Annotated in this window: 14 protein-coding genes and 2 tRNA genes; 5 read left to right on the top strand and 11 right to left on the bottom strand. The window is 47.3% G+C overall.

The genetic code is table 11. The features are described 5' to 3' along the window. Positions 1 to 104: 104 nt before the first annotated feature. Positions 105 to 177: transfer RNA gene (locus tag Q369_RS0106470), tRNA-Lys, on the bottom strand. A 347-nt stretch (positions 178 to 524) separates the two neighbouring features. On the opposite strand from Q369_RS0106470, the gene Q369_RS0106480 reads away from it, so the two are divergent. Beyond that, positions 525 to 1,865, top strand: coding sequence for a WG repeat-containing protein (locus tag Q369_RS0106480; RefSeq protein ID WP_084165665.1), 1,341 nt, complete (start codon positions 525 to 527; stop codon positions 1,863 to 1,865). A gap of 170 nt (positions 1,866 to 2,035) precedes the next feature. Here Q369_RS0106480 and Q369_RS28250 read toward each other — a convergent pair whose 3' ends face one another. Beyond that, positions 2,036 to 2,272 (bottom strand): hypothetical protein, encoded by a 237-nt coding sequence (locus Q369_RS28250; RefSeq protein WP_051663948.1) that lies wholly within the window; start codon positions 2,270 to 2,272, stop codon positions 2,036 to 2,038. Between the two features lie 219 nt (positions 2,273 to 2,491). Between Q369_RS28250 and Q369_RS0106490 the strand changes: the two genes are divergently transcribed. Beyond that, on the top strand, positions 2,492 to 3,790 hold the full coding sequence (locus Q369_RS0106490; RefSeq protein WP_031526992.1) for an amidohydrolase/deacetylase family metallohydrolase: 1,299 nt from the start codon (positions 2,492 to 2,494) through the stop codon (positions 3,788 to 3,790). Between the two features lie 68 nt (positions 3,791 to 3,858). Here Q369_RS0106490 and Q369_RS0106495 read toward each other — a convergent pair whose 3' ends face one another. After that, the gene (locus Q369_RS0106495; RefSeq protein WP_031526993.1) at positions 3,859 to 5,259 is read right to left on the bottom strand and encodes a Gfo/Idh/MocA family protein; all 1,401 of its coding nucleotides are present in this window, start codon (positions 5,257 to 5,259) and stop codon (positions 3,859 to 3,861) included. Between the two features lie 158 nt (positions 5,260 to 5,417). Between Q369_RS0106495 and Q369_RS0106500 the strand changes: the two genes are divergently transcribed. The 3 genes from Q369_RS0106500 (at position 5,418) to Q369_RS28255 (ending at position 7,767) form a co-directional block, all read left to right on the top strand. After that, positions 5,418 to 5,501, top strand: a tRNA-Leu gene (locus Q369_RS0106500). A gap of 42 nt (positions 5,502 to 5,543) precedes the next feature. Continuing rightward, on the top strand, positions 5,544 to 6,755 hold the full coding sequence (locus Q369_RS0106505) for a tyrosine-type recombinase/integrase (protein ID WP_031526994.1): 1,212 nt from the start codon (positions 5,544 to 5,546) through the stop codon (positions 6,753 to 6,755). A gap of 52 nt (positions 6,756 to 6,807) precedes the next feature. Beyond that, a complete protein-coding gene (locus Q369_RS28255; protein WP_051663949.1) occupies positions 6,808 to 7,767 on the top strand; it encodes a hypothetical protein in 960 nt (319 codons plus the stop codon). 23 nt (positions 7,768 to 7,790) lie between these two features. Here Q369_RS28255 and Q369_RS0106515 read toward each other — a convergent pair whose 3' ends face one another. The 8 genes from Q369_RS0106515 to Q369_RS29365 all read right to left on the bottom strand — a co-directional run bounded on the left by Q369_RS0106515 (position 7,791) and on the right by Q369_RS29365 (position 14,297). Then, the gene (locus Q369_RS0106515) at positions 7,791 to 8,246 is read right to left on the bottom strand and encodes a DUF5675 family protein (RefSeq protein WP_031526996.1); all 456 of its coding nucleotides are present in this window, start codon (positions 8,244 to 8,246) and stop codon (positions 7,791 to 7,793) included. Positions 8,247 to 8,251: 5 nt separating this feature from the next. Next, positions 8,252 to 8,581: a hypothetical protein gene (locus Q369_RS0106520; RefSeq protein ID WP_031526997.1), complete on the bottom strand. Its 330-nt coding sequence runs from the start codon at positions 8,579 to 8,581 to the stop codon at positions 8,252 to 8,254. Beyond that, on the bottom strand, positions 8,568 to 8,885 hold the full coding sequence (locus Q369_RS0106525; RefSeq protein ID WP_031526998.1) for a hypothetical protein: 318 nt from the start codon (positions 8,883 to 8,885) through the stop codon (positions 8,568 to 8,570). Before Q369_RS0106525 ends, Q369_RS0106520 begins: the two co-directional genes overlap by 14 nt. 3 nt (positions 8,886 to 8,888) lie before the next feature. Continuing rightward, positions 8,889 to 9,263 carry a hypothetical protein gene (locus Q369_RS0106530; RefSeq protein WP_031526999.1) on the bottom strand — a complete coding sequence of 125 codons (375 nt, stop codon included), beginning with the start codon at positions 9,261 to 9,263 and terminating at the stop codon, positions 8,889 to 8,891. A 216-nt stretch (positions 9,264 to 9,479) separates the two neighbouring features. Further along, positions 9,480 to 11,807 carry a hypothetical protein gene (locus Q369_RS0106535; RefSeq protein ID WP_031527000.1) on the bottom strand — a complete coding sequence of 776 codons (2,328 nt, stop codon included), beginning with the start codon at positions 11,805 to 11,807 and terminating at the stop codon, positions 9,480 to 9,482. 39 nt (positions 11,808 to 11,846) lie between these two features. Next, positions 11,847 to 12,671 (bottom strand): hypothetical protein, encoded by an 825-nt coding sequence (locus tag Q369_RS0106540; RefSeq protein WP_031527001.1) that lies wholly within the window; start codon positions 12,669 to 12,671, stop codon positions 11,847 to 11,849. Further along, entirely contained in the window at positions 12,668 to 13,651 is a 984-nt protein-coding gene (locus Q369_RS0106545; protein ID WP_031527002.1) for a DUF6712 family protein, read from the bottom strand. Before Q369_RS0106545 ends, Q369_RS0106540 begins: the two co-directional genes overlap by 4 nt. Next, positions 13,629 to 14,297, bottom strand: a complete 669-nt coding sequence (locus Q369_RS29365; protein WP_205624305.1) for a hypothetical protein — start codon at positions 14,295 to 14,297, stop codon at positions 13,629 to 13,631. The genes Q369_RS0106545 and Q369_RS29365 overlap by 23 nt, the downstream gene beginning before the upstream one ends. Between the last annotated feature and the right edge of the window lie 292 nt (positions 14,298 to 14,589).

Raw genomic sequence — 14,589 nt, forward strand, 5'->3', positions numbered from 1 at the left:
AAAACTTTGAGAATATTTGAACGTCTTGGTATAGTTGCGGCAAACAAAAAAGCCTGCAATCATTTGATTTGCAGGCTTTTAATGCTTTTTGTTATTTCTTCAAGTGATCCCGCTGGGATTCGAACCCAGGACCCATACATTAAAAGTGTATTGCTCTACCAGCTGAGCTACGGAATCGATTTTACTCGATTTACAACCCGCGAAAATGTTGTACAATGCCAAGCCTTTTCGCTAATTGTGGTGCAAAAGTATATGGGAAATTGTACGAAACAAATTTCGCAGACCTGTTTTTATGATATTTTTTTCGGGACACGCATATACGTCTCGAATTCAGGTATTTGGCAGGACGATATTTTTGAAAAATTTTCTAAACAAAATTTCAAGAATGTAAGTGCGTCCGTCTGAAATCTGACAAACCCTGCCATTTACCACAAAACACTTTCGCCAAAATTGGTCTAAACAACGCGCCTTGCCTATATTAGCTGGCATAGAATTAATCTACCCTGATCAAAAAACCTTTCTGAATGTTTTCTGTAGCTGCCAGGTACTTTGCACATCTCATTTCCATTCTTGCTTTCAGCATTTGTCTGCCCATTCTAGTGGCGGGGCAATCCAAAGCCTGGCTCGAGGAATATACGGGGCATACTGCCTACGGCGACGTGTACGTGGTAAAGAAAGTAGCTGTGCCTTGTACTTCCTACGAAACTTACCTGGTTGATAAAAACGGCAAAAAGCTGACACCCGCGTTCCGGGATATCGGCGATTTTTCAGAAGACCTGGCTGAATTTGTGCCGATGGAACTCGGTCCGGATGGAAAAGGGCTGCACGGTTTTATTGATCGTTCCGGCAAGGTAGTAGTGCCGCCAATTTACGCCGGAACTGACAAGTTTATCGACGGAAAAACCTGGGTTATTTATAAGGTAGGCAAACAATTCGGCCTTTCTTACATTGATAAACAAGGAAATACCATTTACAAAATTCCCATCGAAAACTACAAAAACGACTTCCTGATCGCGCAGGCTGAGCAGGAGCACGTTTGTAATCAAGACACCAAAGAAGATATTATCTGGTGGAGAAAGGGTGATATGTTCATTCTCAACTGGAATTTCAGCAAGTTCAACGAGCAGGAAATCAAGCGCTCCGAGCACATTTACCATTTCAATTTTAGGGGCAAATACGGGATCATTGACAAAAATATGATTCTCAAAGTACCAGTCGCGCTCGATGATATTGACCCAACCTATAAATATTCAGGACAGGGAATGGAGCGCGTTCAGTATGGCGATAAATTCGGGTACATCAGTCCATTCACCGGTGACCTGATCGTGCCATTTGAATACACTGACACCCGCAAGCCGACTGCCGGGCTTTTCTGGGTCAAAAAGAACAACAAATGGGGCTGCATTGACAAAACGGGAAAAGTGAGAATCAATTTCCTGTACGACGAAGCGACAGGTTTTACATCAGAAGATCGTTCCGCCGTCGCGATCAATGGAAAATTCGGGCATATCGATAAGAAAGGACGCATCCGCACGCCGCTTAAATACGATTTCGCTTCTTACTACAACCACGGCTTGTCGATGGTGCGTCTCGATGATAAGTACGGCTACATTGATACGACAGGCAAGTACATCACGGAAGTAATTTACGACGAGGCACTTCCATTTGATAAAACGACGACAACCGCAGAACGATCTTGGCTCAGGTATGAACTATCAATGGACGGTAAAGAGACTTTCGTGGGATTTTCTTACAAGCTGAATGCAGTTTTTATTCTTCTCGCATTGCTGCTGTTCGTTCGAATTAACAGTTATTTATTCAAAAAATATCAGGGTAGAAAATGGTTCAGACGGAGCAAAGCTTGACCATTAAGCCACTTTATTTGCCCTTCCCGACACAGCAGCGCGAAGATTAAAGATCCACTTTCTTCTTCAAAGCTCGCTTCTCCGCCTCTGTGCGCGCAAGCTTGAATGCTTCGCCAAGATACCCGGTGGATTTCACCGCATCTACTGACCGCGCAAGCGATTCCTTGATCTCAACAAAAGGCCCATTGGTAACTATGCCGCCTGGCTTCAATACTTTTCCTTCGGTAGATAAGCCTTTTCCACCGAAAAACCGGTTTGCGGGCTGCGATATCCCCTACCCAGTTATGGTACATTTCCATAAAACCCTGCATTTGCTCCGGTGAAGGCTGCGCTTCTTTTGTCAGCAGGTCAAGGCGCATCAGAATCAGGTACTCGTCCATTTCCCGGCGATCACTTTGCTTTTCCATAAAAATCAATTTTTTAAGTTAAATACCGGTTTTTACATTATTACAAATGAGTTCTGAAAGACAGGACATTGACGCGCGGAAAAATCTAAAACAGCCCACATGGCTCAGCTCCTCCTGCATTACTGTTTAAAATAATTGCCCGCGAAAACAGATGATTGCAGTAAATTGCGCATTCCCTCGAAAGAACGGACTTTTTCATACCTAAATCCATTACCTACCATGCAAGTACATCGACTGTTTCTCCTTTTAGCGTTTTTTATTTGGTCAAAACCAGCTTCTGCACAAGACAAAAAATACAGTATTATCATCAAAGGCGGTCATGTGATTGATCCCAAAAACAATGTGGATGCCGTGATGGACGTCGCGATTGAAGGTACACCGGGAGGTACCGACGGCAAGATCGCCCTCGTGGCCAAAAACATAGATCCCAAGCTCGCGGTGCAGGTAGTTGACGCAAAAGGAATGTATGTCACACCCGGCCTGATCGATATACACGTGCATTACTTCTGGGGTACCGACCTGAAAGGTACTTACCGCAATGGGCCAAATGGTTTGCAGGCTGACGGATTTACGTTCAGGACGGGCGTTACTACGGTGGTAGACGCAGGAAGCTCCGGCTGGAAAACGTTCGAAACTTTCAAGGCACAAACGATTGACCTCTCCAAAACACGCGTTCTTACGATGCTGAACATTGTTGGCGAGGGAATGGCGGGAGGAAAATATGAGAATAGCCTCGACGAAATGGATCCTGCAAAAACAGCCGAAATGGTTAAGAAGTATCCAAATGATATCGTAGGGATCAAGCTGGCGCATTTCAGCGGGCACGACTGGACACCAACCGACCGCGCCGTGGAAGCAGGCAAGCTGGCCAACGTTCCGCTTATGGTGGATTTCGGAGGCGCAGACCCGGTACTTCCGTTGGAAGAGCTTTACCTGAAAAGATTACGCGCTGGTGACATTTACACGCATTGCTTCGGTGGGAATAGTGATAACAGCGGAAAAGGACGAGAATCGATCGTCGACGTTTCCACGAATAAAGTAAAGCCTTATGTGATCGAAGCGCAGAAAAAAGGCGTCGTATTTGATGTGGGTTTTGGCGGCGCGAGCTTCCTTCTTGCACAGGGACAACCTGCTATTAAACAAGGATTTTACCCCAACTCAATCAGTACCGACCAGCACATTTCCAGCATGAACGGACCGATGAAAGACATGAACAATATCATGTCGCTTTTTATGGCATTGGGAATGGACTTCAAAAACGTAATTGCAGCAAGTACCTGGAACCCGGCGAAAGAGATCAGGCACGAGGAGTTGGGTCACCTGTCTGTCGGCGCCATTGCCGATGTGGCGGTACTTAACCTGCGTAACGGGAAGTTCGGGTTCTATGCACGCGACGGGAAGATTGAAGGCAAGAAACGCATTGAGACAGAACTGACGATTAAAGGCGGAAGTATCGTTTATACTTTGAATGCGCAGGTAGATCCGATCAATCTCCCGCGTCCGGCTGTCAGAAATTAAATTTGACGGTAATCGGAAAAGCAAAAAGCAACTCAGGAGAGAGTTGCTTTTTGCTTTTATTGAAAATATCAAACTGCTTTCACAATTTTCATATCCTCCGGATTCCAGTGCACTACCGTATTCTCAAAGTAGCTTTTATTGGATAAAAGTGCTGGCCCGGCGGCGCGGAAGCCAAAAACCGCGTCTTCAACGATCGTTCTGTTTCCGCGCATTGCGTCAAAGAACAAAGCAAAATGGTCAAGCCGGTCGTCATAACCTTGCGGTGCTTTGTATTCCTCAAAATCAGGTTCTGACATTTCCGGAATCACCGGATATTTTGCCCGGTACTCAGCCAGAAACTTCTCCTGCATATCTTTCGGGAAAGTGTCGATCGTATATCCCGGCGCTTTGGCCATTTTCTTTTTCTTCACAGTAACAGTATTGCCCGACAATGTGATCTGCCCATCGGTACCTACAAAGCGGAAACCTGAGCCTCCGCCGGATCCGTCGGCGAAATTCACGCGCAAGGTGAGGTTAAAGGCAGGGTGACTTGCTGTTTTAGGATAATCATAAATCCCTACCATCACGTCGGGCACATCGCGCCCGTCTTTCCAGTAACGCAAACCGCCGCTCGTCATAATGCGCGTAGGCCCTTTGCTGTCAAGTATATAATGCATTCCGGAAAACAAATGGACGAAAAGGTCGCCCGCCACCCCGGTACCATAATCCTGATAGTTTCTCCACCTGAAAAAACGCAATGGATCATAAGGCATTTTCGGAGCCTTATTAGAAAGGAAACGCTCCCAGTCTACGGTTTTCGGAGAAGCGTCAAGCGGGATTGAATATTGCCACGCACCCTGGGCCGAGTGGCGATCGTAATATACCTCCACAAAGTTCAGCTCTCCAATTGCTCCGGCCTTATAAAGTTCTTTTACTTTGGCATAAATAATGGAGCTTACCCGCTGGCTTCCAACCTGGAAAACCTTCTTGGAATCGTTCTGCGCCTTGATCATATCATAACCCTGCTCGATTTTATGCACCATTGGCTTTTCGCAGTAAACCGCCTTTCCGGCCTTTAATGCCTCAATCCCGATTTGTGAATGGAGGTGGTCGGGCGTTGCGAGAATGATCGCGTCGATATCTTTCCTGTTCAGGATCTCATTATAGTCTCGGGTGGTTTGAATATCATTTCCAAACAGTTCTTTGGCCCTTACTAAATGTCCGTCGTACAGATCTGCCACGGCCATTAACTTGACACCAGGAACCTGCAATGCAGTGCGCGTGTCGCCCATCCCCATAATGCCCGTACCAATGCAGGCAATCTGGATTTTGTCGTTCGCCGCTATTTTCCTGTTGAGCCAGGGCAGCTCGTGAGAAGTGGATTTCCTGTTACCGGCTAATAATTCATGAACGGGGCTCGCCGCCAGCAATGCGCCTCCTGATAATTTCTTAATAAAATCTCTTCTGTTCTTTTGGTTGAAATATGGCATAGGATCAGGGGTGTTAGTATTTGATTCTCTGTGGGATGAAAATAATAACAAAACCTGCAAAACAGGCGGTCCCTGCTTTAATATATCTGAGTTAATAAAAAACCTAAGGCTGCTTCTTGCGACGTATCATTTAAATATTACTTTTGCATCCAATTAGCGGCCAGGTGGTGGAATTGGTAGACACGCTACTTTGAGGGGGTAGTGCCCGTTTGGGTATAGGAGTTCGACTCTCCTTCTGGTCACATTTTAAAAGTGCGTTTATTAGCTTTAAACGCACTTTTTTTATGACCGAAATCCCGAAAAAGATAAGCGGGACAATTTTGGGACAATTTTTGGCTGGCAAATACGGCCTGTTTTTCTCTCCTGAAAAGATCTTCCCTTTCGAGCCGGCCGAATTACAGCGCCCGAAAAAGGCTCCTTGGTATGTCTCGTTTTATGTTTTTTCAATCAAAGAGGGAAAACTAAAAAGGAGAAAGAAAATTATTGCCGGTGAAAGCCAGAAGGAACGCAAGGAAGCTGCGCGGATAGTTATAGATGAAATTAATACAGTTTTGAAGGCAGGGGCGCACATTGACCCGATCAAAGAATTTCGGGAAACAGACGAAATGCCGCTCATTGTGGCAATGGGCGAATTTATGAAAGAGAAGCGGCGCACGCTCAAAGAGCAATCCGTGAAAACATACGAAAAGTGGAGCAACTACTTTTCGATGTTCATGGAAGAATATGAGCTGACCGACCTTAATTTGAAAGATTTCGGGACAGAGCACGCCTCTGATATGCGCAAACACGCGCTGGAAACCTTGAACATGGGCAACAAGGCTTACAACAATTATAAAGCCTTTGTGAGCGGTTTTTTCATATACAGTGCGCCGACATATAAGCTTACATCGAATCCAATAAAAGATACACTTTCCAGCCTTCCTACAAAAACCAGCAAACACATTGCTTACAGTACCGCCCAGGTTAGTGAATACAAGGCGACATGCGAAGAATTGGGATTGCCGGAATTGTGGTTTTTTGTCCGTATGATTTACTACACGTTTTGCAGGCCCTGGGAAGAAGTCCGTAAAATGCAGGTCAGCGATATCAAAGATGATCATATCTTCATCTATGCTGACACATCCAAAACAAACCACAGGACGGTAATGATACCGCCCGCGCTGGAAGCTATATTTAAAGAGTGGAATGTCAGGGACTACCCACCCACTTTTTATATTTTCTCACACGGCTATAAGCCTGGAAAGACGCTTGTCAGCCATAATTTTTTCTACGATAAGCACATCAAGGTTTTAAAGAAAATGGAACTGGCAGGGCAGGGATATGACATATACGGTTGGAAACATACCGGCGTGATAGCCTTGTACAAAGCAACAAAAGACCTAATGCTGGTTAAGGAACAATGCGGGCATTCTGATATAAGCCAAACGGTACAATATCTCCGCGATCTTGGGGTTTTTCATTACGCTACGGGCATTAACCTATTCCCTGAGATATAAAGAGGCGTTCGTTCACATTTAACTGTTACGGTAACTAAAAACGATCAATAAGATGGAAGAACCACGCGAGGAACAAATTTCAACAGTCACTTTGCAAGACAAGCCAAGTGAATTGCGAAAATGCTTTGTTATAATGCCTATTGCCGATCCCGCTAACTACGATCCGGGGCATTTCGATCGGGTCTTTACCGAGATAATTGAACCCGCCTGCTACCAAGCAAAATTTAAAGCGGAACATGCAGCGATTCCTGCTGAAAGTCACAAGATAATGACTCATATTTTGAAGTCGATTATATCGTTTGATATGGCGTTGTGTGATTTAAGTTCCAATAATCCGAACGTTTTCTACGAGCTGGCGATTAGGCAAATGGCAAAAATGCCAGTGGCAATTATAAAGGATGACATCACTAAGAACATGTTTGACGTTAGTAACTTTCGTTACCATAGCTACTCACATTCATTACGGTCAGACCTCGTGAAAAAGGATGTTGAAGCAATAAGTAAGGCGATCACTCAAACCTATAACAATCGCGAAACGATTACGAGCGAGTTTTTAGATGATATATCAGTAAAACTACAGATTGACCCTAAGAAATTGGAGATCAGCAAAGGCGAAGCGGTACTCTCTGAAAAATTAGATTTATTGTTATCGAAAATCTCTACTTCAGATGCGAAACATACATCGCGCGCGAATGATTTTATGCCGGACGTGCTCGGTGCTCCTATTCGACCTGGCGACTTTTATGCCACATCATTTTCGCGAGGCGCAAATCTCCCGAAGGATCAGAGATATAATATTCATCTATTAGCTAAAATAATGCCCGAAGCCGATTGCATATTGTCGGTTAGCGTGTCAGATGCTTATTCGGGAATATCTACCCGTGTACTTGAACGTATCCGATCGGGCGAAACTGGATACAAAAAATTGGATCCCAACTGGATTCAGGAAAACTATCCAGAGGAGTATAAGGAAATACTTAATAGAGCTGGCAAGTATTTCGCTAATAGATAAAGTAAGGGCCTTTTATCGGGCCCTTACTTGTAGTCTGTTCGAATTGTGATCCAAATTTCCAGCCCTTTTTTGGCGGCAGATGAAATTTGTTTAAAAAGCTTTTCGAATGCTGTCCGGCTGGATCCCACGCAATATTCTTTATCCTCTCTATAATTGGTTATCCCAGGCAGTAAACACCCTTCGGTGTTGCGAATGGTATTACCTGGATGAATAAGAATACCGGAATAGCCAGGTACATCGACCAGGCGCGGCAGCAAGCGTTTAAACCTGGTCGAATGGGAAACAATCACTTTGTAGCGGCCGGTAGGTATGGCCGTTTCCTTTTTGATTTTGATCGCGGCGATTTCTACCAAAGTCATTTCTGAATGCAGGCCCCGGTCTTCGTCTTCTAAAACAAAATGGTGCGCTTTTCCATCGACGGTTACACTTGACAGGGTGCTGGCGTTGCCCTGCCAGCGTCGGGTCACAATAATTTCCATTGGTACTACCAGTTATACTTAGTTAAAAACTTACCCAGGCGATCGTCTGGACGGCATGCGCGGTAAATGATCAGCCGTTCGGTGATCACCGCGAAAAGAAGCAGGATAAATTCACCGGTAGAGAATCCCCAAAGGATCCCGGCTACTCCGACCAGAATCAAAAGCCAGCGGTACACGATCCGGCCGGTGGTATCGGTTCCGATTGTGCTGATCTCTGCTTTCAGAATAGCCCTACTGTTCTTTTTGATCTGGACGTGCGACCGTAGAGTGAGCACGATAATAAAAAGGGAAAGCGCCACTACGGCGATCGTGCTGGCTAGGTTAAATGCTTCCATCGGATTTGTCGATTTTGTTGGATACATACTTTTTAGCTCCGCCCATGATCAGTTCGAAACAGTAGACAGCCAGGGCGGTAAAGACAGCGGCCAGGAATGGATTTTCGACCTTTGCCCAGTACACGACCAGGCCAGGAACTAACAGCGCGCTAGTTAGCCCGGTAATGACAATCCGAATCGTTTTTCGCCTGCCCAGCGCTTCTTCCGGTTCGTAAACCTTATAAAACACAATCAGCACGGCGGCAAAAATGGACACGATCCAGTTTTCGATCGGGACGCCCAGGCGTTTCAAAATTTCTTCCATCTGTTATTTTGTGATTAAAGCCCCAATGACTAGCCCGCCAACAAACCCGGCGAACAACCATCTTTTATTTTTTTTGGGCTGATCGGCCAGCTGTGATTCAAATTTCTGGATCTGGCCCTGGTGCTGAAAGGACAAAAAGCGTTGTTCGTTTTTAGCGGCCTGGTTCTCCTTAACCAGTTGCTCGTTTGTTTTTTGAAGGAAGAAAAGGCGGGGTTTAATGGCTTCAAACTTTATTGCACTGTCTTGCAGGGCTTCGAAGAATCGCTGGTCAATATCCGTTTTTGCGTTCCCACTCTGCGCGATACTTCGCCCGCTCGAAAGCCCTACCAGCAGGATCCAAACTATCCAGCGAAGCGCTTTTTTGTGTTGCTTTCTCATATTCGTGATTGAAATATTTTGCTGAATCGCTGTGTATTATTCGGCGCTCATTGAAATAGCGGATACTGTCCCGGATCTGCTTTTCGGATTGCTGCGCAGGGCGTGGCTGTAACCAATGGTAAAAAAACAAGCAGGTACCTGCGGCCAGAACTAGCGCTATCAGGATCCCGGCGAATCTAATGCTGCGGTGAAAGACTTTTGGTTTCATGGTCAGGATCAGATTTTGAGCAAAACGGGTTTGATCAAAGTGCTGTGAACAGTCATAGAATACACTTTACCTTTGTAGCGGTATTCGACTGTATGTAGGTCGGTATCAGCGTAAGGGTTCAGGTAAAAAACTGCCAGCTGTCCGTCTTTCTCCTGAGCATAAACGACGCCGCGTTTTTCGTGGTAGGCGTCCACAACATCACCAATGCTTTCCTTATCCACATTGCGAAAATCGCCTTTGCCATCCAGGCGAAAATCCAGGAAGCTGGCCTGGCCGCCGATCACCTTTGCAAAGGTTTCTATGTACAGCCTGATACCTTCGGCCATGCTGTATTCAAATAGCCCGCCCGCGAATTCTTCCTTTTCATCCCAGTACGGGAACTGGTCGATTGGTGAATAATCGTTCGCACCACGTTTCAGCCAAAGATTACCAGAGGTGTAATGCCATTCCCTGGAAAACCTGAACCGTTCGTTATTTTTCGGGCTGGCTCCCCAGGGGATGATCCCGCGCCCGAAACACTGGGCCAAAAACGAAATAGTGGTCACTTCGGCCGGGTTGTACTCCTGCTTCGTGGTTTTAAAGAAAGTCCCGTCTGGGTAGTAAACAGCCCGGAAATTATTAGGGTTGTGCTCGTGCGTGCTTTGTGGGAATAGAACCTGGTCTATTCCAGCCAGGTTTGCGATTTTAGCGGAATAGATAAACTTGTAGGGTTCATCCCTGGTCAGATCCGGCGATTTTAAGTAATAAGCATAGCAAACCAGGTTCGTTTTTTCCAGCGTCCCGCCCGGAAGTAATTCTGAGCCTGGCCACTCGCTAATAGGAGTACGCAGCATCTTTTTATTTAAGGCCCTGCCACCGCTGCCCAGCGTCAAACCTTCGGCGTCAAACTTTGTAAAGTAGTTCCATGCAAATGCTGGCTGGATCCCTTTTGGTAGCCATTCTGCATCCAGTCGCTCCCGGAATACCTCAGTAAAGCCACGAACGAAAGCCCAGTGCGTAGAAATTGCGTGATCCTGCTCCTTGTTCTCAAAAACAACAACTGGCATTGAAACAGTAAACCTGCGCCCAGCTTCGCGGCCTTCCTCATAAGTCAAAGGTTCGGTTTGCCCTTCCCGATATGGCCCAAAAAACCGTTCGTTCCAATTGTTGGGCCAGCCGACAGTAATCCACTCTCCCGCCTCGTTTATCCTACCAGGTACCCACCTGTTTGCGCCAGGCCCGCGATCCTGCAAACCGAATTGCGCGTCGGTTTTTGGGACTTCATTGTACATTCTTCCAGCTCTCTGGAACTCCTGCCAGTAAGGCTTCTTGTCCAGGGCATAGTTGGAAAAGTGCGTCACTCCTTTTCTGATCAGCAAATACGCGTCGTCCACTCCTATCGGCATTACCCATATCTTGCCTTTGGGCAGCTGCATATCTGGCATGAAGTCCATCCAGTGCGCAGTCTGCCTTCTTACATCATAGGCGCTATCTGCCGGTTGAAATAAGAATGAAGCGAAAGGTAAAAAGTCGTTATGGCTGAAAGTCTGGCCACCTTCCGCATCCCACCAACCGCCATCAGTACCCCACTTAAAGATATTTTCAAGGCCCTTTTTGATTTGGGCCTTCCAGATTTGAAGCGGTGTATTAGCTGGCCAGCGGTAATTCTTAAGCGGTACCGACTGCTTAATAATGTGGTTATTGATCCCGTACTGAAATTCGTACTTGTCGTTTACCGGTAGGAATTCGGTTGAGTCAGAAAACAATCGTGACCCGTCCGGCAGGGTCACGAAGTAAATGTTCATGTTTTCTTTCAACCCGGAAACGATCTTCTTTACTACCGTTTTACCTGCGCCTGGCGCCGTCACTGGCGGCACTGGTATATCGACGCTACCCTGATCAGATTTGATATTAAACTGGGTTTCTGAGTCGGCACTTTTGCAGGACTTACCGCGAATCTTGAGCGTATAAACACCGTTCGGCAGCGGGCCATAAGGAAGCTTGATAATGCTGGTTTTTGGCGCGACAGAATCCGTCTTTACCAGGCCCGCGCCGGTCAGGTAAACATCGTAAGCGATATTGTAGACTTCTTCGCCGTCAAACTGGACTGTAATGCTGCTGTTGTTGTAGGAAAGCACTTCCCGGATAACCGGCCCCCTCTTGCAATCTTTCAGAACCGGCGCGGTCGGCACATCAGGTTTTACATTCGCGTCTTTCAGGGCCTGTTTTACGTAATTTTTCAGGTACCCTTTACCGACCAGGCTATCGGGCAGGGCCACTTCCATTTTCAACGTCTGGGCAAATGCGCCAGGTACCACAAGGGCCAGCGCAAAAAGCAAGCTTAATAATCGTTTCATTTTGATAGATTTTGAGGTTTACAGAATCATTTTAAGCGCTTAACGGCCCTTTTTTTCGGCCTGTGCTTTGCGTAGTAGCTCGTCGTTCTTTAACTCAATAAACGCCAGTACATCTGCCAGGGGCCTGGCCATTACCTGGTCATATCCGCCGAAAACGTGGCTTTCGGCTACCTTCACCACCTGGCGTTCCCAATCCTGGACAAATACGCCCGGGCCGATCGGCGCGGCGTCAGGGTCTTTGCTGGCCATCCCGAACAATGAAAGCAGGCGGTTTGCCGCGTTGTTGAACCATTGGGCCGTCACGATCATTGTAACCAGGTCGCATTTGTCGAAAAGTCTGGCGCGGGCGTCACATTTCGCAGAATTATACGCTTCCCTGGGATCACCGTTTTCCTCTTTTTTCAGCCGTTCCATTATACCAGGCTTCGGCCGCGCGATTGTGGCCATAAACTTGGCCAGGTGGCTGGCGTGGTGCTCTTTCGCATTATAAAATCCGATTAGGTGCGCCGTGGCCACCACAAATTCTGCCGTTCCCAGCTGGTGCAAATCATTGTCCGGCAGCAAGAAATCACGTCCCTTTAACCGAACCGACGCAACCGGGCGAAACTCCGGCCCTTTCAGTACCCAGTCCATTGTCTGGATCAACCGCCAGGTTTGGGAGTGGTTTTCTGGCCGTTGTAGCAAATCCCAGATTTCAGGCGGGCACGAAAAAAGAGCTTTCAAAAGGGAAATCTTAGCCTGCCAGTCGTGCGGGTTCAGGTAGACGGCGCGAATAACCCCGATCATATCCTTTTGTTTCAGATCCTGGAAGCTGTCGCAAATCGCGCAGGTTGCGTTCAATTCTTCAATAAAAACCTTTTTCAAAACCGGAAGTGTTTACGGCCCGCATTATCGGGCAAAGTCCATTTTTTACTGTCGTTGGTGCGGTACAAGCCGGACGCATAGTACTGCGGGAACACGGTAGAACTAGCGGTACCGTTCAAGTACATACGTAAGCTTGTTTTTGCCTGCTCCACCTGCTTTTCCAGGATCCCAGTCAGCCAGGCGATTTGCGGATCACTGACCGCCTTTTCATCTTGCAGATTGTTAAATACGGAAGCAATCCTGATACCTGCCGGTGAAATCTGGACGCTGATCCAGGGCAATGCATTAAGCAGGACGGCTGGTGCTGCAAACTCCTGACAAAGCTCTAAGAGGGCCTTGTGGTTTGCGTCCAGGGCCTGACCACTTCGAACCATTGCTTTCAGCGAATTGTAAAGCGCTTCGCCCGTAACAGTTTTGACGGTTTTAAGCTCTACTCGATACATAAATCGGCGTAGAACCGAATACATCCGGTAGCTTTTGGGAACTTCCGGCAATGCGCGTTCCAGGGCGGCAGGGGTGCTGATCAGGTAGCCGTAGTTCTGGGAAAATTCGTCTGAATCTTTATAGAGCGGGAAATCTGCCAGGTTTGCTTCCAGGAACATCATCAGGGCTTCTATGGCTTCGTCGGCCTTCCTTACAATATCCTTTTGTACTGCATCTTCCTGATAGCGGAATAGGCTTTCGAATTTCTCGCTTTTAGTTTTCCCGATTCCACTACCGCCGAACTCGTAAGATGCTTGGTACCAAGCATCTTGGTACCCATTCCAGACAATTGCGTTTTCTACCAGGATCTTTAATTCTCCTGCCTTCCCCTGCTGTTCTGCCTCCAAAGCTGCCAGCTGATCGGAACCAATCAGCCCGGCCAGTAGCTGGTTTTCTGCCTTATCCAGGTAAGGTTTTAAGATTTCGAAAGAATTATCCTTTCGAACTGCTGAACCGATCACGGCCCGTACTTGCTCAATCTTGGTTATAAGGCTCATTTGCTAAACTTTGGATTCTGGCCCGCTCATTGGCGGCCGCTGTTTTGGCTTCTTGATGCAATGCCAAATACTTGGCATGTGTTTGCTCGGCTTCCGGGTAGCGCGGATCATTCACGCGCTTTTTCCAGACCGAAACGTTCTTAGACAGGTTGCGAACCGCCAGGGCTAATTCAATCCCGGCCGCTGGAATGTGGTAATCCTTTCGAAATTCCTTTACTGGCTCGTCTGCCGGTAGCATTCGTTTCTCTTGGATATACTTTCGGCGGGCCAGCTCCTTGCGGTACAAATCATCATAATGAAGTGTTTCCGCTACTTCCCTGGGGAATGCCTGGTCTTCTGGCAGGTCGCCCAGCCGGTCGGCCAAATCCGCCGCTTTTCGGTTGTGCTCGTCGATCAGCTGGCAGGATTTGGCAAACTCGACCTTATACTGGTCAGGCGTAAGCGGTGTACCTGGCTTTACTTCGCCTTTGGCTTGGGTTGCGTCCGCGTCCGCTTTGGTTGATCCACTGGCACCGCTGGCGCGTCGTTTACCTGGGTCTGCTCCGCTTCCGGTTCCGCTTCCTGATCCGCTTCCGGTTCCTGATCCGCTTCCGGCTCCTGATCCGCTTCCGGCTCCTGCCCTGCTTCCGGCTCCGATCTCGCCCAATCTACCAGCTTGGACATTGTTTCCGGGTCTTTCAGGGCTTCTTCCAGATCCACTTCCGATTCCTGGACCTGCGGGATTTCGTAGGCCGTGCCCAGGAAGGCCAAAAACTTTCCCACCTGCTCGTCGGCCTGGTCTGCGAATTCTTCCAGATCCTGGCCGGTTACTTTGTTGAAATGGGCGGCCGCTTGCTCTGGCGTGAATATGCCACGCTGGATCTTTTGCATGATACCATGCAGGGCAATTTTGATTTTAACATTCATTGTAATTGGGGAAAAACAAGTAGAGAATTGAA

This window comes from Dyadobacter crusticola DSM 16708 (assembly GCF_000701505.1).
GTDB classification, from domain to species: Bacteria; Bacteroidota; Bacteroidia; order Cytophagales; family Spirosomataceae; genus Dyadobacter; species Dyadobacter crusticola.

Excerpts from the sequence above, each read along its gene's own strand:
- Q369_RS0106480 (WP_084165665.1), top strand. The coding sequence starts at position 525 with ATGTTTTCTGTAGCTGCCAGGTACTTTGCACATCTCATTTCCATTCTT.
- Q369_RS28250 (WP_051663948.1), bottom strand. The coding sequence starts at position 2,272 with ATGGAAAAGCAAAGTGATCGCCGGGAAATGGACGAGTACCTGATTCTG.
- Q369_RS0106490 (WP_031526992.1), top strand. The coding sequence starts at position 2,492 with ATGCAAGTACATCGACTGTTTCTCCTTTTAGCGTTTTTTATTTGGTCA.
- Q369_RS0106495 (WP_031526993.1), bottom strand. The coding sequence starts at position 5,259 with ATGCCATATTTCAACCAAAAGAACAGAAGAGATTTTATTAAGAAATTA.
- Q369_RS0106505 (WP_031526994.1), top strand. The coding sequence starts at position 5,544 with ATGACCGAAATCCCGAAAAAGATAAGCGGGACAATTTTGGGACAATTT.
- Q369_RS28255 (WP_051663949.1), top strand. The coding sequence starts at position 6,808 with ATGGAAGAACCACGCGAGGAACAAATTTCAACAGTCACTTTGCAAGAC.
- Q369_RS0106515 (WP_031526996.1), bottom strand. The coding sequence starts at position 8,246 with ATGGAAATTATTGTGACCCGACGCTGGCAGGGCAACGCCAGCACCCTG.
- Q369_RS0106520 (WP_031526997.1), bottom strand. The coding sequence starts at position 8,581 with ATGGAAGCATTTAACCTAGCCAGCACGATCGCCGTAGTGGCGCTTTCC.
- Q369_RS0106525 (WP_031526998.1), bottom strand. The coding sequence starts at position 8,885 with ATGGAAGAAATTTTGAAACGCCTGGGCGTCCCGATCGAAAACTGGATC.
- Q369_RS0106530 (WP_031526999.1), bottom strand. The coding sequence starts at position 9,263 with ATGAGAAAGCAACACAAAAAAGCGCTTCGCTGGATAGTTTGGATCCTG.
- Q369_RS0106535 (WP_031527000.1), bottom strand. The coding sequence starts at position 11,807 with ATGAAACGATTATTAAGCTTGCTTTTTGCGCTGGCCCTTGTGGTACCT.
- Q369_RS0106545 (WP_031527002.1), bottom strand. The coding sequence starts at position 13,651 with ATGAGCCTTATAACCAAGATTGAGCAAGTACGGGCCGTGATCGGTTCA.